At 73.7% G+C, this 20,596-nt stretch carries 15 protein-coding genes; 8 read left to right on the top strand and 7 right to left on the bottom strand.

What is annotated here, in order from left to right; genetic code table 11:
- Positions 1-17: 17 nt before the first annotated feature.
- Both ACSRUE_RS43075 and ACSRUE_RS43070 read right to left on the bottom strand, forming a co-directional pair.
- A complete protein-coding gene (locus ACSRUE_RS43075) occupies positions 18-941 on the bottom strand; it encodes a hypothetical protein (RefSeq protein ID WP_441288641.1) in 924 nt (307 codons plus the stop codon).
- A 139-nt stretch (positions 942-1,080) separates the two neighbouring features.
- Positions 1,081-1,995 carry a hypothetical protein gene (locus ACSRUE_RS43070; RefSeq protein ID WP_441288640.1) on the bottom strand — a complete coding sequence of 305 codons (915 nt, stop codon included), beginning with the start codon at positions 1,993-1,995 and terminating at the stop codon, positions 1,081-1,083.
- A gap of 302 nt (positions 1,996-2,297) precedes the next feature.
- Between ACSRUE_RS43070 and ACSRUE_RS43065 the strand changes: the two genes are divergently transcribed.
- From ACSRUE_RS43065 to ACSRUE_RS43055, 3 genes are all read left to right on the top strand, one after another.
- Positions 2,298-3,398: a hypothetical protein gene (locus ACSRUE_RS43065; RefSeq protein ID WP_441288639.1), complete on the top strand. Its 1,101-nt coding sequence runs from the start codon at positions 2,298-2,300 to the stop codon at positions 3,396-3,398.
- A gap of 149 nt (positions 3,399-3,547) precedes the next feature.
- Positions 3,548-6,217 (top strand): HEAT repeat domain-containing protein, encoded by a 2,670-nt coding sequence (locus ACSRUE_RS43060; protein WP_441288638.1) that lies wholly within the window; start codon positions 3,548-3,550, stop codon positions 6,215-6,217.
- An 87-nt stretch (positions 6,218-6,304) separates the two neighbouring features.
- Positions 6,305-7,369 carry a hypothetical protein gene (locus ACSRUE_RS43055; RefSeq protein ID WP_441288637.1) on the top strand — a complete coding sequence of 355 codons (1,065 nt, stop codon included), beginning with the start codon at positions 6,305-6,307 and terminating at the stop codon, positions 7,367-7,369.
- Between the two features lie 43 nt (positions 7,370-7,412).
- Here the strand turns inward: ACSRUE_RS43055 and ACSRUE_RS43050 are convergent, their stop codons facing one another.
- Entirely contained in the window at positions 7,413-8,045 is a 633-nt protein-coding gene (locus tag ACSRUE_RS43050) for a hypothetical protein (RefSeq protein WP_441288636.1), read from the bottom strand.
- The gene (locus ACSRUE_RS43045; RefSeq protein ID WP_441288635.1) at positions 8,045-9,118 is read right to left on the bottom strand and encodes an AAA family ATPase; all 1,074 of its coding nucleotides are present in this window, start codon (positions 9,116-9,118) and stop codon (positions 8,045-8,047) included. The genes ACSRUE_RS43050 and ACSRUE_RS43045 overlap by 1 nt, the downstream gene beginning before the upstream one ends.
- Positions 9,119-9,197: 79 nt before the next feature.
- On the opposite strand from ACSRUE_RS43045, the gene ACSRUE_RS43040 reads away from it, so the two are divergent.
- A complete protein-coding gene (locus ACSRUE_RS43040; RefSeq protein WP_441288634.1) occupies positions 9,198-9,668 on the top strand; it encodes a hypothetical protein in 471 nt (156 codons plus the stop codon).
- On the opposite strand, the gene boxB is transcribed toward ACSRUE_RS43040, so the two are convergent.
- Together boxB and boxC are read right to left on the bottom strand one after the other, a co-directional pair.
- Positions 9,665-11,107, bottom strand: a complete 1,443-nt coding sequence (gene boxB, locus ACSRUE_RS43035; RefSeq protein WP_441288633.1) for a benzoyl-CoA 2,3-epoxidase subunit BoxB — start codon at positions 11,105-11,107, stop codon at positions 9,665-9,667. The genes ACSRUE_RS43040 and boxB overlap by 4 nt on opposite strands.
- On the bottom strand, positions 11,104-12,900 hold the full coding sequence (gene boxC, locus ACSRUE_RS43030) for a 2,3-epoxybenzoyl-CoA dihydrolase (RefSeq protein ID WP_441288632.1): 1,797 nt from the start codon (positions 12,898-12,900) through the stop codon (positions 11,104-11,106). Before boxC ends, boxB begins: the two co-directional genes overlap by 4 nt.
- A gap of 89 nt (positions 12,901-12,989) precedes the next feature.
- Here boxC and ACSRUE_RS43025 point away from each other — a divergent pair, with 89 nt between their 5' ends.
- A complete protein-coding gene (locus ACSRUE_RS43025; RefSeq protein WP_441288631.1) occupies positions 12,990-13,901 on the top strand; it encodes a helix-turn-helix transcriptional regulator in 912 nt (303 codons plus the stop codon).
- A 34-nt stretch (positions 13,902-13,935) separates the two neighbouring features.
- Positions 13,936-15,651 carry a glycogen synthase gene (locus ACSRUE_RS43020; RefSeq protein WP_441288630.1) on the top strand — a complete coding sequence of 572 codons (1,716 nt, stop codon included), beginning with the start codon at positions 13,936-13,938 and terminating at the stop codon, positions 15,649-15,651.
- Positions 15,652-15,747: 96 nt separating this feature from the next.
- Here the strand turns inward: ACSRUE_RS43020 and ACSRUE_RS43015 are convergent, their stop codons facing one another.
- The gene (locus ACSRUE_RS43015) at positions 15,748-16,956 is read right to left on the bottom strand and encodes a DUF3829 domain-containing protein (RefSeq protein ID WP_441288629.1); all 1,209 of its coding nucleotides are present in this window, start codon (positions 16,954-16,956) and stop codon (positions 15,748-15,750) included.
- 223 nt (positions 16,957-17,179) lie between these two features.
- Between ACSRUE_RS43015 and ACSRUE_RS43010 the strand changes: the two genes are divergently transcribed.
- Together ACSRUE_RS43010 and ACSRUE_RS43005 are read left to right on the top strand one after the other, a co-directional pair.
- Complete coding sequence (locus ACSRUE_RS43010; protein ID WP_441288628.1) at positions 17,180-17,992, top strand: hypothetical protein; 813 nt, start codon at positions 17,180-17,182, stop codon at positions 17,990-17,992.
- Positions 17,993-18,220: 228 nt separating this feature from the next.
- Positions 18,221-20,584 (top strand): hypothetical protein, encoded by a 2,364-nt coding sequence (locus ACSRUE_RS43005; protein ID WP_441288627.1) that lies wholly within the window; start codon positions 18,221-18,223, stop codon positions 20,582-20,584.
- Positions 20,585-20,596: the final 12 nt, after the last annotated feature.

Here is a 20,596-nt window from a genome sequence, read left to right as displayed (position 1 = left end):
CCCGCGGGGCCGGCGGCTCAGGCCTCGGGCGCGACGAGCTTCTTCGCCCAGAGGATGGCGTCCTTGCGGGCGCGGCCGACGACGAGGTGCCGCGCCAGCACGGCCGAGCGGCGGAAGCCGTTCGCGAGGAGGGCGGCGCACAGCTCCTGGTCGTCCGCGGGGGCGAAGGTGAACGTGCTCACGGCCTTCTCCTCGACGAGGCGCTCGCAGAGCGCGCCGATGGCGGCCGTCGTGGCGAGCCGCTCCGCCTCGTGGCGCGGCGGGCACAGGATCTCCAGGAACGAGTTGCCGAAGCACGACTGCATCTCCCACGCGGCGTGCAGCGTGAAGCCGCCCCGCGCGGACAGCACGTAGCCCGTCCGCACCGCGTCGCGCCCGAACGGCTCGAAGCCCGTCAGCGCCCGCCCCGCCCGCTGCGCGGCCGCGACCGCGCGCCGCAGCTCGACGCCGCTCGCGGGCGCGATCTTGATCGCGGGCAGCGGCCGCCCCTCGGCCTCCCGGAGCAGCCGCCTCGCGCGGGCGATCGTGCGCTCCGCGAGCAGGACCCCCGGAGAGGCCGCGACGTCGTCGCCCTCGCCGCCCTCCTCGCCGTCGCCGCTCGTGCGCAGCCGCGACGTCATCTCGGACACGACCGCCCCGAGGATCCAGGCGTCGCTGCGCTTGTAGAAGCCGGGGATCGACCCCTCCCGCGTGAACCCGAGGCGGGTCCACGTCGGCACCTCGTCGCGCTCGACCAGCGTGAAGATCTTCTCGACCCCCTCGCGCTTGGCGGTCGACAGGACGAAGCTCCGCTTGGACGGCGTAGGTCCCGCGCGGAAGTCGACGATGCGGAGCGTCCGGTGCCGTCGATTGACCAGGAGACAGAGCGAGACGGAGTCGTTCCGGAACAGGAGCTCGTCGACACCGCTGCTCGCCGTCGACGACAAGTTTATCGCTGCCATACCCCCTCGCGCTCGGCGCAGACGTGACGCCTCGGATCAGATGTTCATTGCAGAATTGCAAATTGCAGATCTGCAATGCCCCGTAGCAGCCGAGGCCCACAGCGTCAACGATGTCGGCGGGAGCGCTGTGAGGAGGGGCTCAGGGGGTCGCGGCGAGCCGGCTCGCGTCGGTCGCCTTGACCCCGAGGGCCACGAGCGCCTCCTGGAGCCGGGAGCGCTGGAGGGAGATGCGGGTCGGCATCCCTCCGGAGATCTTGAACGTCTCGAGGAAGTTCACCCCGCTGTCGAACCGGGCGGCGAAGGTGATGCTGTCGTTGTCGACGACGACGGAGATGGGCGCGCGCTCCTGCCCGATGAGGAGGAGCAGGGTCTTGTCGTAGGCCCCGCCCCGCTGGGAGGCGTCGACGAGGACGAGGCCCGGCTCGACGCGCTCGTAGCGGAGCGCGATCCGGCGGGTCTCGGCTTCCATGGTGGCGAGCTCGGCGCCGGCCTGGTCGATGGGAGTCCAGAGCGACGGGTCGGAGAGGCCTGACGCGAGGTGCCGGACGATGAGGCCGAAGAGGGCCTGATCGCGGGGGCGGGCGCGGAGCGCGCGGTCCATGCGGGTGGCGGCCGGGCCCGGGACGCCGATGCGGGTGTCGATGGCGCGGGCGTCGTCGTCGCAGCCGGGGTAGGGCTCGACGCCGCCGCGCATCCACTTCGCGCCGCTGGCGAGGCCGTCGAAGTCGACGTGGCAGACGAGGGTGTCGACGCGCCCGGCGCGGGCGACGAGCTCCGGCGTGATCATCTCGGGGCAGGCGCCGTGCGCGGCCTTGGTCGACAGGACGAAGCGGGGGTCGCCGGCGAAGCGCGCGTGGTGGGCGCTGTCGTGGTGGTCGACCCAGGCGGCGAGCCGCGGCCCGAGGTCCTGGATGAAGGGCAGCGTGACCGTCTCGAAGCTCTTGCCCCCCGCCTCCGAGGCGAAGGCGATGTCGAGAACGGCGACGTTGCCGCGCAGATCGCGGGCGCGTGGGAGCTTGCGAGGGGAGGCGAAGGCGAGATCGAATCCATGCATGGCGTGGCTTCCCGGGGAGGTAGGTACCGTCCAGCCGGGCGACCCGGCGCGTGCCGCGTCGGGCGCCCTGCTCCATACACCCGAAACGGTCGAAGCGCTGCGGTGGAGGACCTTTCTCGGGCGAGGCCTGAATGATCCGCTAGGATGATCCGACCAACGGCAGGGGCGGCTCGGCGTGCCGGGCGGCCCTGCAGTGCGCCGCCGCGCAGAGCAGGCCGGCGGTTCCAGGGAGACTCGACAGGAGCGACCGCGCTCGGGCTCGCCGCGCGAGCGGGGCTGCCGGCCTGTGTCGGAGGAAGTGGATGAGAAGCAACGTTCTGGGACTCGGTCTTCTGGCTCTTGGGGGGGTGCTCTGCGCGGGGCTCCCGGGCACGCCGGCCGTCTCCGAGGCGAAGGCAGAGCCCGCCCAGGTGGTGGTGTCGGCCGCGCAGGTGACGGGGGCGGTCGCGCAGGCGACCGCGACGATCGGACAGGCGGTGTCGGGGCCGGCGTGCAAGCTGAAGGGGACGGCGCCGGTGCCCAAGGGCGCCCGGCTGCATGACGCGCCGAGCGGCGGCAGGACGGTCGCGAGCTTCACCGGCGCGCTGGTCCCGATGACGCTGAGCGCGATCCCGGCGGATCCGGCGGCGGGCCGCGCGCGGCTGAGCACGTCGGACAGCTCGCCTGCGCTGCGGATCGACGGCTACATCGCGCCCTCGGACGTCTCGGTGTTCACGACGCGCGACATCCCGGTCATCGCCGGGCACGTCTGGATCTCGAGCGCGCAGAAGGTGAAGCTCGTCGCGGCCACCGGCGACTCGCTGCGCGCGGAGCTCTCGATCTCCGGGTCCGAAAGGCAGACGGCGAAGGCCTCGGCCCCGTGCGACGCCTTCGCGCTGCAGCGCGGTGTCTCCACGAAGATGGAGATCCCCGGCAGCGCCCGCGGGTACCTGATGAAGACGTCGACGATCGAGCTCTTCGATCGTCCGGACGGCGACGTGATCTTCACGCTGCGGATGCTGGAGGGGACGGCCCAGCTCTTCTGGAGCACCGAGGCGAAGTCAGGCTTCGTCCACCTGATGTCGCGGGGCGACCTCACGATCGACGCCTGGGGACGCCTCAAGGATCTCGAGCCGCTGAAGAAGGGCGAGATGATGGACCAGTACATCCCGCCGACGACCGCGGTGGCCGGCGCGCAGCTGGCGCTCGACAAGGCGCCGCCGATCGTGAAGGCGACGAGGGCGATCCCGGTGCGCGCGCGGCGCGACGAGAAGGAGAAGCCGATCGGCGAGATCGAGGCCGGCGCGGAGATCTACCTGCTCGAGACGGTGGCGGGCTGGACCAACGTGCTCCCGAAGGCGCTCGGGATGACGCCGCCGGACGAGGGCGGCTTCTGGATCCCCGCCTCGGAGACGCCGAAGTAGCGAGGGTGCGCGGGCCCGCCGGGCGCGGTGGGTCCACCAGGACGACGCGCCGCAGCGCCGCTCCGGGGGGAGCGGCGCTGTGCTCGAGGCGTCAACTCTCGATCAACTCTCGAGCAGTCTCGCCGCGCCGGGCGATTAGGATGGCGCGCATGTCCAGATCGCCGTTTCGTTTCCGGCGGCCTCGCCTTGGCGCCGCGGCCGGGGTGATCGCAGCCTCCGCGGCCGTGGGGGGCAGCGCCGCCGCGCAGGCCGCGCCCGTGGTGCTCCCTCAGGCGGCGGGCCAGCAGGCGCTCGCTGTCCGCGTCGATCCGGGCGGGGTCACTGCCCGCGCCTGTCCAGCTGCGGGGGCGTGCGCGCCCGACGGCGGCAAGGTCCTCGCCGTGCCGTCCGAGGTGGCGCCGCTGCTCGGCGGCGCGCGCGTCGTGCCGGTCACCCTGGCGGACGGCAAGCGCCTCGCCAAGATCGAGGCGCCGGCCGCGGGAAAGCCGGCGGGCGCTGGCGCGCCGGAAGGCGCGAGCGGCAGCTGGGTGATGCTGCTCGCGGCGCCGCTCGCGGGGAAGGGGACGGAGCCGCTCGTGCTCTGGAGCGGCTGGACCGGCGTCGCGACCGGGGAGCACGGCGAGGGGCGGAGCGACGCCGTGGTCGTGGAGCCGCTCGGCAGCGGCAGCCGTGTGCTCGTCGGGCAGCTGCGAGACGACGTGACCCTCTGCGGGCGGCCGGCGCTGGTCGGCGCGAGCGAGGTCGATCCCCGGACCATGACGCTCCTGAAGGGGGCCAGCTTCCAGAACCTCTCGGCGGAGGAGCGGCGCGCCGCAGGCAAGGTGGTCGCCGAGCGCCGCGACGCTGACGCGGCGGCCGCCGCCTTCCGGCTGCTGCGCCCGACCGCCGCGTCGAGCGCGGTCGGCAAGCGCTTCGCGGAGATCGCCGACGGCGACCCGAGGACCGCGTGGTCCGAGGGCAAGGCGGGCGCGGGCCGGGGCGAGTTCGTGTCGTTCTCGTCGGCGGACGAGGTCGGGATCACGGGCTTCGGTCTACGCATCAAGCCGCCCGACGGCGTCGAGGGCGGCGCCGCGCCGCGCACGTTCTTCGTGGCGACGCCCGACCGGCTCTTCCAGGTGAGCCTGCCCGAGGACGCGTGGCTCAAGGAGTCGGCCGGCTACGAGGTGAAGCTCCCCGAGGAGATCAAGGCCTCGTGCATCGCCGTCGTGCTCGACGACGCGTACGCGCCGGCGGGGGCCGGGGGGGGCCGCGGCGCGCCCGCGACGCCGGAGGTGCGGGTCACGATCGCCGAGGTCACGGCGCGCACGGCGTTCGACGGGCAGGGCCCGGCGGCGCTCGTGGGCGCCCTCGCGGGCGGCGGCGAGCGATCCAGGGCGTCGGCGGCGCTGCTTGCGCGCGGCGGACCGGAGGCGGTCGAGGCGGCGATCGCCGGCTATGACAGGCTCGACCCCGCGGGCAGGCAGCTCGCCCGGGGCGTGATCGACACGGCGCCCTGCGCGGTGCAGATCCCGTTCCTCACCGCGCGGCTGGCGTCCGGCGCGGCGTCGGCGGCGCAGCCCGCGCCCGGCGCGGCATCCGCGGGGCGCGCGTCCGGGCCGGCACCGGCCGCGCCGGGGCGCGCCGCTCGCGCTGCGCCGCCCGAGCCCGATCCGGAGCTCCACCACGCGCGCGATCGCATCCGCCGTTGCGGGCGCGCGGCCGCGCCGGCGCTCGCGGAGATCGTGAGGGCGGGCGCGGCCGCGGCCAGGGTGGCGGCGGCCCGGGAGCTCGCGCTCGTCGCGCCGGCCGAGGCGATCCCGGCGCTGCTCGACGCCCTCGCCGGGGCGCGCGGCGCGCCGCGGAGGGAGCTCCGGGCCGCGCTCGCGCTGGCGGCGCGGAGCGAGCGGGCCGCTTCCGCAGTCGAGGAAGAGGTGCAGATCGAGCGGCTCCGCGCCCGGCCGGAGGACGCGCAGCTCGATCTGCTGCGCGCGCTCGGGCCGGCGCTCGGGCGGGTGAAGGGCGGCGGGGCGGCGTTCCAGGCGCTCGCTTCGGCGGGTAGCGCGCCCTTCGAGCGGCGTTACCTGCTGCAAGCGCCGGCCGCGGCGCTCGCGCGCGCGGGCGAGGCGCCGGCCGCGGCGTACCTCAAGGCGTCGCTCCGGAAGGACGCGGACGCGCACGTGCGCCTCCGCGCGGCCGAGGTCGCGGCGGACGTGCCGTCGCTCGCGCAGGACCTGCTCGCGGCGGCCTCCGATCCGGACGCGCGCGTGCGCGAGGCGGCGATCGTGGCGCTCGCGCGCGCGGCCTCTGCCGGCGCGAAGCTGCCCGCCGGCGCGGCCGAGGCGCTCGCGGCGCGGCTCACCTCGGACCCGTGGACGTTCATCCGGGGCGGCGCTGCGCTCGCGATCGGCGCGATGCCGGCGACGCCGGCGGGCGACCGGGCGCTGGTCGGGGCGCTCGCCGACAGCTCGCCCGAGGTGCGCCGGCACGCGCTCGACGGCCTCGGCGCGCACCGCGCGACCGCGCACATCGAGGCCGTGCGCGACCGGGCGGAGGATAAGGAGGAGGACCTCGAGGTGCGCGCGCGGGCGATCCTCGCGCTCGGGGCGATGTGCGACGCGAGCTCGGTCGACCTGTGGACGCGGCTCGCGCTCCGGGCGAAGGCGCCGATCGGCGAGCACGATCAGCGGCTCGGCTCGGCGGCGCTCGCGGCGCTCGGGTCGGTGCACCCGGCGGATCTGCCCGCGCGCCTCAGGCCGCTGCTCGACAAGGACACGCCGCACGGCCTGCGCGAGGCGGCGAGGGCCGCGCTCTCCGCGGCGCCGCAGTGCCGCCGCCGCTGACCGAGAATTGAAGGCCGGCAGGGGGTCGGCAGGCCGCCTGCGATGCCCCTCGCTCTCCGCTCTCTCCTTCGTTGGCCAACGAGACGCATGCTCAGCCTTCACAAGCTGGTTCGGGACGCGCTGCTGGACGACGCCACGCACTCCCCGACCCTGCGAGCTCGCCTCGAGCGGGACGGGGCGCGCGCCTTTCGCTACTTCGACCGGATCCTGCGCAGCCGTGAAGCCTACGCCAGGGTCGGTCTCGATCTCACCGAGTTCTCTTCGCTGCTCCCCTTCGATATCTCCAGTCTGTCGACTCCGCTCCTGGTTTGTCTCGCCATGCAGCGCGACGGCTACCTGCGCCAGCGCGCTGTCTCTGCGCTCGCCGTCCGAGTGGAATCCATCTCGCTGGCTGGCGTCGCGAACCGGATCGTCGACCCCGTTCCCCAGGTCGCTGAACAGGCGCGCGATGCCTGGGCCTCTCTGCTGGCAACCTCGAGCATCCAGCACCTGGTCTGGTGCCTCCCGCTCGTCGACATGCTCATCAAGACGCCACGCGGCGCGCGCTCCAGTGTTCTGCAAGACGTCGATGGCTTCATGTCCCGCTTCCCGGACACGGCCGTCGCCGAGCTCGATCTCGCGACCCGTTCGCCAGACCAATACTTGCGCCTGAGCGCGTTCACCCACCTCGCTCGCTTGTTCCCGAACGAGCTGACCCCGCGCCTCGCTCAAGCCCTCGAAGACGCGAGCCCTCCCGTCCGACGATGGGCAGGACGGACCGCGCTCTCCGTCGTTCCACAACATGAGCTGGAACCTCTTCTTCGGCTGCTCGCGGACAATCGCAGCCCGTCGCTCCGACTCCTGGCATTGCGTGAGTATCGTCGGCGCGCAGACGCTGATCGCATCGAGGCCGCGTGCCTCGACGGCAACGCCAATGTGCGCTTCTACGCTCGGCGCTACCTCCGCAAGCTCCACAGGAGCGTCGACCACCGCGACCGCGCGCTCTCGATTCTCACGAGCTCCTCCGGCCAGACCGCGCAGCTCATCGGCGCCCTCGCGGTACTGTCAGAGTTCGGCCGCGAACAGGATCGACCTCTCATCGAGACGTTCGTGAAGGACAAACGTGCGAGGGTCGCCGCCGAAGCAGCTCGCACGCTTCGACTCCTGGGATAGCCCCTTCCGACGATGGCTGTTCCATCGTGAGCGCGTCAGCTGCTCACCTCACGACGCGCCCTGCCCGCCGCGGCAGCACCGAGCGCGCGCGCGCGAGCCACTCGCCGAGCGACGTGGCGTCCGGGGGGACCGCGTCGAGGTCGGCGTCCTCCGCCACGCGCACCATGGCGGCGCCGTCGCCGGGCATCATGCCCTTCGCGGCGAGCATCGCCTGCGCCCTGAGGGGCGACATCTCCTCGGTCGCCTTCTCGCCGAGCAGCGCGAGGATCCAGCCTCCGAGCGCCGGCGCTGCCACGCCGCCGATCACGTCGGGCGGCGAGGACAGCGCCGACGAGACGCGCCGGATGCCCTCCGCGATCGCCTCGCGGCGCGCCGGATCGCGGTCGATGTCGCGGGCGAACGCGAGGATCTCGCACCCCGCCTCCTGCGCGTCGAGCGCCGCGCCCAGCACGTGGTGCGTGTCCTCGTGGGCCGCGCCGCGCGCCTGGTACTTCCGGATGCTCTTCCACTCGCGGGCGCCGCCGACGACCCATCCGCTCGGCTGGACGCGGGAGAGCAGCGTGAAGAGCACGCCGGGGTGCTTGTCCGACTGGAAGGCGGGCGCCCCGGCGCGGCTGCCCAGCTCGCTCTCGCCCTCGCCGACGAGGAAGACCCGGATCCGATCGGGCGCCTTCATCACGGCCGCGGCCCTCCCCCGAGGAGCGGCGCCTCGTCCCCGCCGTTGGCGTAGCTCAGCCAGAGCTCCCCCAGCGCGTACACCCTCGCCCGATCCTCGAAGCCCGGCGTGTCCAGGATGCGCGTGGCCCTCATCCCCCGCTCGCCCGCGCGGGTGACGACCGTGACCTCCTCCGGCTGCAGCTCGTTCACCACGAGCGGGCTGTGCGTCGCGAGGAGGACCTGGGTCTTCTCGGAGACGAGGCGCAGCGCGCGCATCACGTCGGCGATGCGCGCGGGGTGCAGCCCGTGCTCGGGCTCCTCGACGAGGAGCAGGGGCGTCGGATCGAGGTGCGGCAGCGCCGCGAAGGCGAGGTAGTACAGCATGCCCTCGCTCATCAGCGACGCCGGCACCACGGCGCCGCCCTCGAGCTTCACGCCGATGGCCTTCGTCGTGGAGCTCGGGTTGGCGAGGTGGAGGCTCTTCACGCTGGGGAACAGGCGGGTGAGCTCCTCGTTCAGATCGACGTACGCCGACAGATCGCGGCTGATGACGGCGTCGTAGACAGCCGGCAGGCCCGTGCCGCGCTCGTCGGCGAAGCAGAGCGGGTGCCCGTCGGGGATGAGCGGGTGCGGGGCCCTCAGCGCGTCGGGATCGAGGCGGAGCATCTGGGCCCCGCGCAGCGCCTGGACGATGTCCAGCGCAGGGCGCTCCGGGCTGGGCGCGCCGCCCGCGTCGTCCCCGTCTGCGTCGTCGAGCAGGGAAGGGGGCTCGAGATCCCTGGGGAACGACATGGACCGGACTCGCCCCCCGGCGTCGAGCTCCACACGCCACGTCGTGCTCGCCGCCGACACCTCGAACACGGCGCCGTCCGGGGCCTTGCTCGCGGGGCCGGCGCGCCCGAGCGTGTCCTGCGACGGCGCCCCGAGCGCCCGCTCGAGGACGGAGGAGAGCGCGCGGAGCGCCCGCAGCACCGTGCTCTTGCCGCTGTCGTTGGGCCCGATGAGCGCATGCAGCGGCGTCAGCTGCAGGGTCGCGTCCTGCACGCAGCCGTAGCCCTGGATGCGGAGCTGCTCGACGTAGGGTCGGTCCATCGAGATCGACGCCAGCATAGCCGCTCGCTCGGTAGCAAGGAACTTGGCCCGCCCTCGCCAGCCCCTCTACGCAGCGGTCATGCGCCGCCTCCCGTCGATCGCGCTCGCCGCCCTCGTCGCGCTCGCCGTCCCCGTGGCGAGCGGCCTCGGCGAGCGGCACGCCAGCGCCAGCGTCGCCTATGAGTCGCCTTACACCTTCGAGCAGACCTTCGGCACGGCGCTGCGCCTCGTGCGCGTCGATCTCGGCTTCAAGCTCGTCGAGAAGGACGTCTCCAACGGCTACCTGCTCTTCGAGTACCGGAGCCCGGAGAGCGGCGGCCGGGTGACGCAGGGGGCGATCGAGGTCGTGGACGGCCGCGCCGGGGTTCACGTCGCCGTGCAGCTCCCGGCGATGCCGCAGTACCACGAGCAGGTGCTCCTCGACGGGCTCGTGAAGAAGCTCACCGCCGAGCACGGCGACCCGCCGAAGAAGGCGCCCGCGGGCGGGGGCGCGCCTCCCCCTGACGCGGGCGCGTCTTCGCCTGATTCGCCCGACGCGGGCGCGCCCTAGCCGCGCCGCACGTACTCGAAGTCGACGGGCTTGCCCTTGAGCCCCTTCGTCGGCGCCGCGATCCAGTTCGCCATCTGCTGCGGATCGAACACCGGCTTCTCCATCAGGCTCCGCACGTAGGCCTCGTCGCTCGCGGTCGGCAGCCACGCGTCGCGCCGGCGCTCCCACGCCTCCTTCGAGAGCGGGTTGCCGTCGACGTCGAAGTGGAGCCCCGCGTAGATCCCCGAGCTCCGGTGGAAGCGCCGGCTCGGCAGGCTCAGCCTGAACGACACGCCGGACGCCTCGATCACCCGGTTCATCTTGTCGATCCCGCGCTGCGAGTCGGCCACGTACTCGTCGCGCAGCACCTCGTTCATCGCGTTCCTGAGCGGCACCTCCTCGCGCCGCCAGCCGGTCACCGCGCCGCCCCCGGCGGCGGGCACGTGCGGCACGTCGATCACGTACACGCCGTCGAGCGCCCGGTGGTCGTCGTACGACGCCTCCTTCGCGCGGCCCTTCACGCTCGAGGCGAAGAACGACGCCGCGTTCGACGAGATCTCCCCGCCGAAGAGGTCGAGCGACAGCGAGTACCAGAGGTTCAGGTACTTCTGCATCGTCGGCAGATCGATGCCGCCCTCGGCGCGCGCGTCCTCGTTCGCGTTGCGCTTCATCAGCTGGCACGTGCGCTCGACGATGCGGAGCAGGCCCGTCTCGCCGACGAACATGTGGTGCGCCTCCTCGGTCAGCATGAACCGCGTCGTGCGCGACAGCGGATCGAAGCCGCTCTCCGCGAGCGCGAGCAGCTGGTACTTGCCGTCGCGATCCGTGAAGTAGGTGAACATGAAGAACGAGAGCCAGTTCGTGCACGGCTCGTTGAAGGCGCCCAGGATCCGCGGCTTGTCCGGGTCGCCGCTGCGCCGCTCCAGGAGCGCCTCCGCCTCCTCCCGGCCGTCGCGGCCGAAGTGGCTGTGCAGGAGGTACACCATCGCCCAGAGGTGCCGCCCCTCCTCGACGTTCACCTGGAACAGGTTCCGCAGGTCGTAGACGCTCGGGCAGCTCTGGCCGAGCAGCCGCTGCTGCTCCACGCTCGCGGGCTCCGTGTCTCCCTGCGTCACCACCAGCCGCCGCAGCATGTTCCGGAGCTCCCCCGGCACCTCTTGCCACGCCGGCTCGCCCAGGTGGTCGCCGAAGCCGATCGCCCGGTCCGCCACCCGATCCGCGAGGAAGATGCCCCAGCGGTACTCCGGCATCTTCACGTAGTCGAAATGCGCCCACCCCTCGTGATCGACGCTGATCGCCGTGCGCAGGTAGATGTCGTCCGCCTGGAAGCCCTCGGGCCCCGTCTCCCGCCACCAGTCCAGGAACTTCGGCTGCCACGCCTCGAGGGCGCGCTGCAGCTTCCTGTCCGACGCGAGGTCGACGTTGTTCGGGATCCTCTCCGAGTTGACCACCGCGCTCATGTCCGCCTCCAGTCGAATTCGGGGCGCTCCGGCCGCCCGTACACCGTCAGCGCGCCCCGCTGGCCCACCGCGTTCGGGCGCTGGAAGATCCAGTTCTGCCAGGCCGACAGCCGCGAAAAGATCTTCGTCTCCATCGTCTCCGGCCCGCAGAAGCGCAGGCTCGCCTCCATCCCGGTGAGCGCGTCGGGCGACAGGCTCACCCGCTCCTCGATCGCGAGCCGCACCTCGTCGTCCCAGTCCATCGCGTCCGGCGCGAAGGTGCAGAGGCCCTCCTCCAGCGCCTCCTCGGCGGACAGGAGGCCCGTCTTCTCCTTCAGCGCGGCCACGCGCTCCGGCGCGCCGAGGAAGCGCGACGCGAGCCGGGTCAGGCCGTTCGACATGACGAGCGGACCGAAGTTCAGCGAGCTCAGCGCGATCGACGCGGGCGACGCGGGCGCCCCTGCCTGCCCCTCGTCCCCTCCGCCGTCCAGCATGTAGGAGCGGTCCGCCGCGAGGGCGAGCTCGAACAGGCTCCCCGCGAAGCAGGAGCCCGGCTCGATCAGCGCGAACACGCTGCGCGCCGTGAGGTCGAGCCGCTTGAGCACGCGCCGCATGTGGAGCAGCACCTCCCTCACGAACCAGTCGTCGCGGCTCGCCCACAGCGCCTCGTCCGCGGCCCGCACCGCGGCGGGAGAGCCGGACGTCCGCAGGAGCACGAGGCCCACCGTCGGGTGGTTGAAGCGGAGGTCGAGCAGCGCGTCGTCCAGCTCGCGGAACGCGCGGAGCGCCCACAGGTCCGCCCCCGCCCGGCGCATCCCGGCGGCGTCGGTCGGCGTCTCGCGCACCTCGCGCACCTCGCGCACCTCGCGCGCCTCGGGCCCTTCGCCGTCCGGCCCGAGCACGCGGATCTCCGCGGTCCTCGCGGCGCGGTCCACCTTCATCGACACGTGGCGGTAGTCGCAGGTCGATACGTCGCCCGCCGTGGCGCGCCGCGCCTCGAGCGGCGAGAGCCTCACCCCGGGCCCCGCCCTGTCCGGCGTCGCCGCCGCGAGCTCGGCCGCGCGCTGGGCCACCGCCTGCTCGAAGCGGCTCTTCGGGATCGAGCGATCGACGAGGCCCCACTGCTCCGCGCGCTTGCCGCGCACCCCCTCGGCCAGCGTCGAGAACACGTCCGCGAGGTCGCGCCGCACCTTGCGCTTGTCCACGAGCCGCGTGAGCCCCCCGGTCCCCGGGAGCACGGCGAGCAGCGGCGTCTCCGGGAACGAGACGGCGCTGCTCCCGTCGTCGGCGAGGAAGATCTCCTCGCACGCGAGCGCGAGCTCGTAGCCGCCGCCCGAGGCGACGCCGTTCAGCGCCGCGAGGTAGCGCTGCCCGCTCTCGGAGCACGCCTCCTCGAGCGCGAGGCGCGTCTCGTTCGTGAACTTGCAGAAGTTGACCTTGAATGCGTGCGTCGACGACCCGAGCATGTAGATGTTCGCGCCGGCGCAGAAGATCCGCGGCTGCGCGCTCGTCACGACGACCGCCTTCACCTCGGGGTGCTCGAAGCGCAGCCGCTGCACGATGTCGGCGAGCTCGATGTCGACCGCGATGTCGTAGCTGTTGAGCTTCAGCTGGTAGCCGGGCCGCGCCGCCGCGTCCTCGTCGACGTCCATCGCCACGCGCGCGATCGCCCCCTCGAACGAGAGCTTCCAGTGCCTGTAACGGCCTGGCTCCGTCTCGAAGCGGAGGGGCGCGTCCTCGCCGGACGCGCCGTCTTCCCGGGCCCTGGTCTGCGGCGCCGGCGCCGCGGAAGGAGGAGAGGTGGTCGCTTCCATACCCGACGAGCCCACCACCGCGCCGGGGTTCAGTCAAGCAGTATAGTTCTTGCTGGACCGGCTTTCATGAAATATAGTGCATCGACGAGATGGCGTCCCGTCAGACATCGCGCAGGGCACGCGCAGGTCATGGGCCGGAGGCCGGCGCGGCGGGCGCGGCGGACGGCGCGGCGGGCGCGGCGGACGGCGCGCCGCCGATCCTCGCGCACCTCGGCGGTCGGCTCCGGCAGCGGCGGACGGAGCTCGCGCTCACCTTGCGCGAGCTCGCCGAGCTCGCCGGCGTGAGCGAGCGCTTCCTGGTGCTGCTCGAGAGCGGGCGGGCGAACGTCTCCGTGGTGCGGCTCGAGGACATCGGCCGCGCGCTGGGCACCTCGGCCGCCGCGCTGCTCTCGGCGGGCGAGCTCGGCGAGGAGGCGCCGCCGCGCGGCCGATCGGCCGGCGAGGAGGGGGGAGGGGCGGGCGAGCCCCTCGTCGCGCTGCTCGGCCTGCGCGGGGCCGGCAAGACCACGATCGGCGGCCGCGTCGCGGCGCGGCTCGGTGTGCCGTTCCTCGAGCTCGACGCCCTCGTGGCCGCGCGCGCGGGGATGAGCCTCGCCGCCCTGTTCGAGATCCATGGGAACGCCTACTACCGGCGGCTGGAGCGCGAGGAGCTCGCGCGGCTCGAGGGCGCGCGCGCCCACGGGATCGTGGCCACGGGCGGCGGCCTGGTGACCGATCCGGCGACCTTCGAGCGACTGAGGCGCTGCGCGGTGACGGTGTGGCTCCGGGCGACGCCCGAGGACCACTGGCGCCGCGTGGTCGAGCAGGGGGACGCGCGGCCCATGGCCAACCGGGCCGACGCCATGAAGGAGCTCAGGGCGCTCTTCCAGGCGCGGCGCGCGCTCTATGAGCAGGCCGACTTCTCGGTGGACACGTCGGCGCTCGGTCTCGCGCGCTCTGTCGATCGCGTGGTCAAGATCGCGCGTGAAGCTGGTAGAAGGAACGCGACGCGCTCGCCTTGAGTCGGGGGCGCGCTCCCCCTCCTCACCCATGTCCATGCCGCGCCTCAAAATTCTCTTCGTGGTGTCCGAGTGCGTCCCCTTCAGCAAGACAGGTGGTCTGGCCGACGTGGCGGGCGCGCTGCCGATCGCGCTCGCCGCGGCCGGTCACGACGTGCGCGTCGTGATGCCGGCGTACCGTGCCGCCAAGCGCTACCTCGCCCGCCAGATCGCGCTTGCCGAGCAGCAGCCTGCGGGCAGCGAGGCCGTCGCCGCGCCGGCCGTCGCCGCGGCGGCCGCCGCCGGCAACGGGCTCGCCGCCTCGGCGGCCGACGCGGCTCCGGCGGCCGACGCGGCTCCGGCGGCCGACGCGGCCCCGGCGGTTGGCGCGGCCCCGGCGGCCGGCGCGGCCCCGGCGGCCGACGCGGCCCAAGGCGGAGGCGGCGAGCCCCCGGCGGAGCGCTTCATGCCGCACCGGCTGCCGCTCTCGCTCGGCGTGCCCCTCGGCGGCGGTGAGGCGTGGACCGCCGTCTGGGAGACGCGCCTCGATTCCGGCGCGCCCGGCGCGCCTGCGCCCCGCGTGTACCTGCTCGAGCACGACGTGCTCTACGATCGCGACGGCATCTACGGCGACGCGCACGGCGAGTTCGGCGACAACCTCGCCCGCTACGCGCTCCTGTCTCGCGGCGCGCTGCAGCTCTGCCACGCGCTCGAGTTCTGGCCGGACATCGTCCACGTCCACGACTGGCAGTCGGCGCTCGTCCCGCTCTACCTCAACGTCCTCGAGCACCGGTCGCCGCTCGCCCGCGCCGCGTCCGTGCTGACGATCCACAACCTCGGCTACCAGGGCTGGTTCAACAAGGGACAGCTCCCCACGACCGGGCTCGGGTGGGATCAGTTCCACAGGTTCTGCCTGGAGGCGTACGACAGCATCAACCTGCTCAAGGGCGGCATCTACAACGCCACGCTCGTCTCCACGGTCTCCCCCAGGTACGCGCAGGAGATCCAGACGTGGGAGGGCGGCGAGGGGCTCGACGGCGTGCTGCGGGATCGCGGCACCGACGTGATCGGGATCCTCAACGGCATCGACGATTCCATCTGGAACCCCGCGACCGATCCCCACATCGCGGCGCCGTTCTCCGCCGAGGATCTTGGCGGCAAGCGCCTCTGCAAGGCGGCGCTCCAGCGAGAGATGGGGCTCGAGGAGCGCCCCGACGTCCCGCTCCTCGGGCTCATCAGCCGCCTGGCGACCCAGAAGGGGATCGACATCCTCGCGGGCGCGCTCGACCACATCCTCTCGCTCGACGTCCAGCTCATCGTCCTGGGCTCCGGCGAGCGCTGGGCCGAGGACCTCTTCTCGCGGATCTCCGGCGCGAGCGACCGCTTCCGCGTCTACGTCGGCATGAACGAGGGGCTCGCCCACCGCATCGAGGCGGGCGCCGACCTCTTCCTGATGCCGTCGCGCTACGAGCCCTGCGGGCTGAACCAGATGTACAGCCAGCGCTACGGGACGCTGCCGGTCGTGCGCGCCGTCGGCGGCCTCGACGACACGGTCGAGAACAACGTCACGGGCTTCAAGTTCGAGGAGATGTCGTCGAGCGCGCTCGGGAACACCGTCGCGTGGGCGGTGCACCTCTACCGCGCCGACCCGGCCTACTTCCGGTCGATGCAGCTGCGGGCGATGAAGAAGAACTTCGGCTGGGCGCAAGCCGCGCGGCAGTACGAGGCCCTCTACCGCCTCGCGATCGCCCGCCGCACCGGCCGCCCGTTCTGATCGCGCCCGCGCCCCCGGCGGAGGCGCGGCGCGAGCGGCGCGCGCCTCCCTATGCGGGGAGCGCGCGCCTCCCTCGCGGGAGCGCGCCCGGGCGCGTCACTCCTTCTCGGGGGCGGCCGGCGCGGCCGGCTGCGCGGTCCCGGCGGCCGCGCGCGTCGCCGCCTGGCTCTTCGCCATGAGCGAGCGGGAGAGCGCGCGGTGCTTCCCCTCGATCACCGACACGAAGCTCGTGACGACCGGCAGGAACAGGGCGGGGGAGGTGATCCCCTTGTCCGTCAGCTTGGGCTCGGCCGCCTTCACGTCGCGGATGAAGCCGGCGAGCGCGGGCTCCATGATCTTGGCCCACGGGTCGGTCTGGTGGGTCGAGCCGTACGTCTTGAGCGCGGCCGCGGACGTCTCCAGCTTCTGGAGCGCGGTCTTCTCGGCCGCCGGATCGACGTTCTTGCTGGAGAGGATCAGCATGAGCGCCCGCGCGTCCTCGAGGGCCGTGATCGCCTCCTTCTGGCCCTCTTCCGCCTTCGCGAGGTCGGGCAGGTGCGACGCGTGCCACGCGGACACCGCGAGGCCGAGCTTGTCGGAGTGCGCGTCGAGCTTCTGGAACTCGGCGAGGAGCTTCGCGTGGAGCTCCTTGCCCTTCGCGAAGCTGTCCTTCTTGTACTCCTCGCGCTGGTAGTAGTTGGCCGCCGCGGCGATGTTCTTCGCCAGCTCGGTCGCGAACGGCGCGTACTCGGCGAGCGTGGCGTCGACGTCCGCCATGGCCGGCTCCTTGAGGCTGAGGGCGACGGTGCAAGCGCGCGCGTTGCGCTCGTGCGGCGCGCGCGCGCTGAAGTTGATCGGCCGGCGCTCCTCCGGCTTGCCAGGCGGGGTCGGCGCGCCCTTGGCGGCGGGGGCGCTGGTGCCGCCCGGCGCGGCGGCGGTGCCGGGCAGGCCGGTCGTCTTCGGCGCGGCGGCGCCGGGCAGCTTCGCGGGGAGCGCGCCCTTCGCCTGATCGTCGTTGCCGAAGCTCGGGATCTTCTTCTCGCTGGGCTCCTCCTTGCCGAGGCTCGCGAGGTACGCGTCGCGGGCCTGCTTCAGCGAGAGCGTCCCGAAGTAGCAGACGTCGACGCGGTACTCCTTCATCGACTGCGGGTCGACCTTCGCCATCGGCGACACGGGCGTCCGCAGGCTCGCCTTTCCCTTGTTCGTGGTCGCCGCCGCGGAGCTTGCCGGCTCCGGCTGGGGAGGGGGCGGGTCCTCCTTGCAGCCGGCGGCACCGCTGGCGACGAGCACGAGCGCGATAGAACAGAGAGACCTGACGGAAATCATTCGGTGTGCCTCCTCGGCTGGCGCAGGAACGGGCGCATCATGCCTAAGCCGGCGGCGCTTGCAACACCCGGCCAGGGGCGAGAACTTGCGACCCTGGTCGGGAAAACCCCGCCCTCGGCCCCAAACACGCGACGCCGCTCGGTTCTTCCAGGCCTCCGGCGGGGCTGTCCCTCCCCGGCCTCCGCTGTGGCTGACGAAACGTTCCGGGTCTAATGTCCGCCGCGTGAAGCTGCGAACCTTGACCCTGGACGAGCTGACCATCGACGACGAGCGCTCCTTCCGGCACGTCGCGCTCTACGACGATCTGAAGCAGGCGCTCCGGCGCGAAGGGTACCGCTTTCGCGTGCCCGAGGGCGAGGCGAGCTGGGATCGCGTCGTCTTCTTGAACCTGACGTTCTGGAGCCAGAGCGAGCAAGGCGACCTGATCGCCGGCGACCACCTCGCCGCCGACGTCGTCGCGCACGTCGCGTGGCACCACCTCGCCCACCGCGCGCTCACGGCCGCGGGCGCCGGCGCTCCGCCCAGCGCGGAGGCGCTCCTGCTCGCCGAGGCCATCGCCAGCGCGTTCGATCTGTACCTCGTCGGGCGCCTCCTTGGGCACGCCCCCAACTCCGACTTCCTGGCCACGCAGGTGCCCGCGATGGCCGAGGCGGCCGAGGCGGCTGGCCTCTCCGACGCCGGGTTCGAGGCGCTCCTGGAGAGCGTGGCCGGGAACCCGGAGCGCGCCTTCGAGGACCTCCGCGCCCTGCTCTTCGACGTCACGACGGCGCTCGTGCGCTGCGATCGCCTGAGCCGCGCCGCGGAGATCCTCGCCGGCTTCGACGCCCACCGGTTCGCGCCGCTCCTCCACCACTACGAGCTGTCGAACTGGATCCTGTCGACCCGCGCTTCCGGGTCCGCCCCGGCCCCCGATCCGGTCGCGCGCGCCGTCGATGCGGCGCTGCGGAGCGCGCCGGTCTCGCTGGAGTGGCTGGAGCAATGCTGGGTGCGCCCGCCCGCGCCCCTGCCGGCGCGCGCCGGTGAGCCCTCCGCCTAGGCGAATCCAGCGGGATCCGGCGGAATCCCGCGGCCCGGAGCCGGGCGGAGCGGGCGAGCCCGAGGACGACCGCCCCGGTCACCTGTGAAGAAGATTGCGCGTGCTGGCGAGCTGCGCGATTCTCTTCTCAAGGTGCAACTCGCCTGCTCTCTCTGCAGGACCTACGTGGAGATCGGTGTAGGACGCGAGATGCGTCCGTCCTTGCCGTTTGTCTGCAAGACGTGTCGCATGAAGAGCAAGCAATCCGCGGCCGAGAGGGGGGAGCCACGGTCTTCTCCCTCGGGTGTTCCGAGCTCCGCGAGCGGACGCGACCGGCGGGAGCCGTCGAGCGAGCCGGAGCGCGCGAAGCCTTCCTCCGGGCGCCGCTCGGAGAGGGGGGCCGGGCTGTCGAGCGATGTGCTGGACGCCGAGACGACGCTCCCGGGCGCTGGCATCCAGCGCCGGCTGGAGCCCGCGGGCGAGGCGGAGCGGCGCGCGGCGCCGGCGGCGGCCGGGGGCAGGCGAGGGCTCACGCTCGCGGAGCGGATCGCGCAGCAGGAGCTGGACGCCGCGCCTGAGTCCAGCCCGAGGGCGCTGGACGCGTTCTACGCGGCGGCCGAGGCCTCGCTCGAGCACGCCGTCGTGACGCCGGACGGCGGGCTCGGGCGGCGCGAGGTCCCGGCGCGGCAGCGCACGTTCGCGGGCCTCTCCTGGGACGACACGCCCCGCGGCGGCGCGGCGCCGGCCGGTAGGAGCCCGTCCGCGCTCCCTCCCGCCGACTCGGATCCCGTCTCGATCCAGGACCTCGCGCAGATGCTCTCCCCGGGGGTCGAGCCGCCGTCGCTCTCGTTCGGCTCGCACGTCCTCGAGGAGGAGCGCGCGAGCCAGCCCGCGCCCGCGCTCGAGCCCGCCGCGGTGCCCCGCGCGGCCCCGCGCACGCCGGTCCCGGCGCGACCGCCGGCGCGGCGCGAGCAGCGCACCACGGCGCCGGTGGCGCGGCCGCGGGCCGCTGCTGTCCCGCGCGCCGGCGGCTCCGCGCGGCCCATCGCGCCGCCGTCGGAGATGCCGCCGGCGCCGCTCTCCGAGATGCCGTCGGCGCCGCTCTCCATCGACGAGGGCCGGCCGTCGTCGCACCGCTCGTCGCCCGAGCTCCGGCTCCAGGACGTGCAGGCGATGGCGGCGCTCGCCCCGCAGCCCATGCCGTCCGCGCGGCGCGCCCGGTCCGGTCCGAGCGCCGCGCAGTTCGCCGACGCCTCGCCGGCGGACCTCGCCTTGCTGGGCTCGCTCGCCCCGTCGCCGGCCGCGGGCCCGCCGCGCGCCGCCGAGGAGCAGCGGCGAGACCGCGCCAGGTCCGAGGCGGCCGAGGCGCAGGGCGCCGCGGGAGGGCCGCAGGATCAGGAGAGCGACGAGCGGCCGTCGCACGAGCCGCTCGCGCTCACGAACCTCTCGCCGCGGTCGACCGCCCACGCGGCGGGCGACTGGCCCGGCCAGACCGAGCCTCGCGGGCGCGCCGAGCGCAAGGAGACCTCGGGCCTGATCGACCTGCGCAGCATGGCGCCGCCGCCCGGCGAGGAGGGCGAGGCGCGCCGCAACGAGGACCGGGCCGATCACGAGATCCTGAGCATCAACAGCGGGCTGTTCGATGACGCCGCCGCCGAGCGGAGCTCGGACGCCTCGTTCCCCTCGCAGCCCGTCGAGCCCGAGCTCCTGGCCGTCGAGGGACACACGTCCTCCGGGGAAGAGACGCCGGTGCGCACCTCGATCACGGCCGGCTCCCTCGTCTCCGAGAAGCTGCGCGCCCTCTCGACGCCGGCATCGCGGCAGAACATGGCGCTTGCCGGCTGGGTGACCGTCGTCTTCATCGTGTTCGGCGCTGCGCTCTACCTCGCGCAGGCTTACGGCCGCTCGTCCAGCGCCGTGGAGACCCAGGGCGCGCCCGCAGGCAGCGGCGCGCTCGTTGCGGCGCCGCCCGAGGTGCCGCCTCCGTCGTCCGCCGCGGCGGATCCCGCTGGCCAGACCGCCGACCGGGAGCCGTCCCTGGATGACGAGCCGGTCGCGGAGCCGCTGGCCGCTTCTCCCGGCCCTGCGGAGCAGGCGCTGGCCGCCTCGGCCAGCCCTGCCGGCGAGCCAGCTGCACCGCCGCAGCCCGTGCAGACAGGGGCCGCTCCCGGGCCCGCGCCCGAGCCGACCCCCGCGCCGGCGGCGACCGCCGCGCCGCAAGCCAGCGAGAAGCCTGATGTACCCGAGCGCCCGGCCCGGGCCGCGGCGCCGAGCGAGCCCGAGCGCGCCAAGCCGGCGGGCAAGCAGCCGCCGCCGGCGCCGCTCCTTCCGGCGAAGGACGAGCCAGCGCGCTTCGATCAGAGCGCGGCGTCCAGCGTCCTTGCGTCCGCGGCGGCGGTCGCCGCCGGGTGCACCGGCGAGGGCCTCACCGGCACGGCCCGCGTGGCCGTCACCTTCGCGCTCACGGGGAAAGCCATGTCGGCGCGCGTGGAGGGGGGCGACCTGGTCGGGACCGCCACCGCCGGGTGCATCGCCGCTGCGTTCCGCGACGTCGCGGTGCCGCCTTTCGAAGGAATTCCGGTCACCGTCATGAAGCAGGTGAAGATCCGCTGACGACGGGTCGAA

Origin of the sequence: Sorangium sp. KYC3313, assembly GCF_052075895.1 — a bacterium.
GTDB classification, from domain to species: Bacteria; Myxococcota_A; Polyangia; order Polyangiales; family Polyangiaceae; genus Sorangium; species Sorangium cellulosum_B.
Note: the sequence above shows the minus strand (reverse complement) of the source record. Positions and strands in the feature narration are given on the sequence as shown.

What these genes read in the sequence shown, in the direction of transcription:
- boxB (WP_441288633.1), bottom strand. Translation starts at nt 11,107, where the DNA reads ATGAGCGCGGTGGTCAACTCGGAGAGGATCCCGAACAACGTCGACCTC.
- ACSRUE_RS43050 (WP_441288636.1), bottom strand. Translation starts at nt 8,045, where the DNA reads ATGAAGGCGCCCGATCGGATCCGGGTCTTCCTCGTCGGCGAGGGCGAG.
- ACSRUE_RS43065 (WP_441288639.1), top strand. Translation starts at nt 2,298, where the DNA reads ATGAGAAGCAACGTTCTGGGACTCGGTCTTCTGGCTCTTGGGGGGGTG.
- ACSRUE_RS43040 (WP_441288634.1), top strand. Translation starts at nt 9,198, where the DNA reads ATGCGCCGCCTCCCGTCGATCGCGCTCGCCGCCCTCGTCGCGCTCGCC.
- boxC (WP_441288632.1), bottom strand. Translation starts at nt 12,900, where the DNA reads ATGGAAGCGACCACCTCTCCTCCTTCCGCGGCGCCGGCGCCGCAGACC.
- ACSRUE_RS43015 (WP_441288629.1), bottom strand. Translation starts at nt 16,956, where the DNA reads ATGATTTCCGTCAGGTCTCTCTGTTCTATCGCGCTCGTGCTCGTCGCC.
- ACSRUE_RS43070 (WP_441288640.1), bottom strand. Translation starts at nt 1,995, where the DNA reads ATGCATGGATTCGATCTCGCCTTCGCCTCCCCTCGCAAGCTCCCACGC.
- ACSRUE_RS43075 (WP_441288641.1), bottom strand. Translation starts at nt 941, where the DNA reads ATGGCAGCGATAAACTTGTCGTCGACGGCGAGCAGCGGTGTCGACGAG.
- ACSRUE_RS43055 (WP_441288637.1), top strand. Translation starts at nt 6,305, where the DNA reads ATGCTCAGCCTTCACAAGCTGGTTCGGGACGCGCTGCTGGACGACGCC.
- ACSRUE_RS43045 (WP_441288635.1), bottom strand. Translation starts at nt 9,118, where the DNA reads ATGGACCGACCCTACGTCGAGCAGCTCCGCATCCAGGGCTACGGCTGC.
- ACSRUE_RS43060 (WP_441288638.1), top strand. Translation starts at nt 3,548, where the DNA reads ATGTCCAGATCGCCGTTTCGTTTCCGGCGGCCTCGCCTTGGCGCCGCG.
- ACSRUE_RS43005 (WP_441288627.1), top strand. Translation starts at nt 18,221, where the DNA reads ATGAAGAGCAAGCAATCCGCGGCCGAGAGGGGGGAGCCACGGTCTTCT.
- ACSRUE_RS43020 (WP_441288630.1), top strand. Translation starts at nt 13,936, where the DNA reads ATGCCGCGCCTCAAAATTCTCTTCGTGGTGTCCGAGTGCGTCCCCTTC.
- ACSRUE_RS43025 (WP_441288631.1), top strand. Translation starts at nt 12,990, where the DNA reads ATGGCGTCCCGTCAGACATCGCGCAGGGCACGCGCAGGTCATGGGCCG.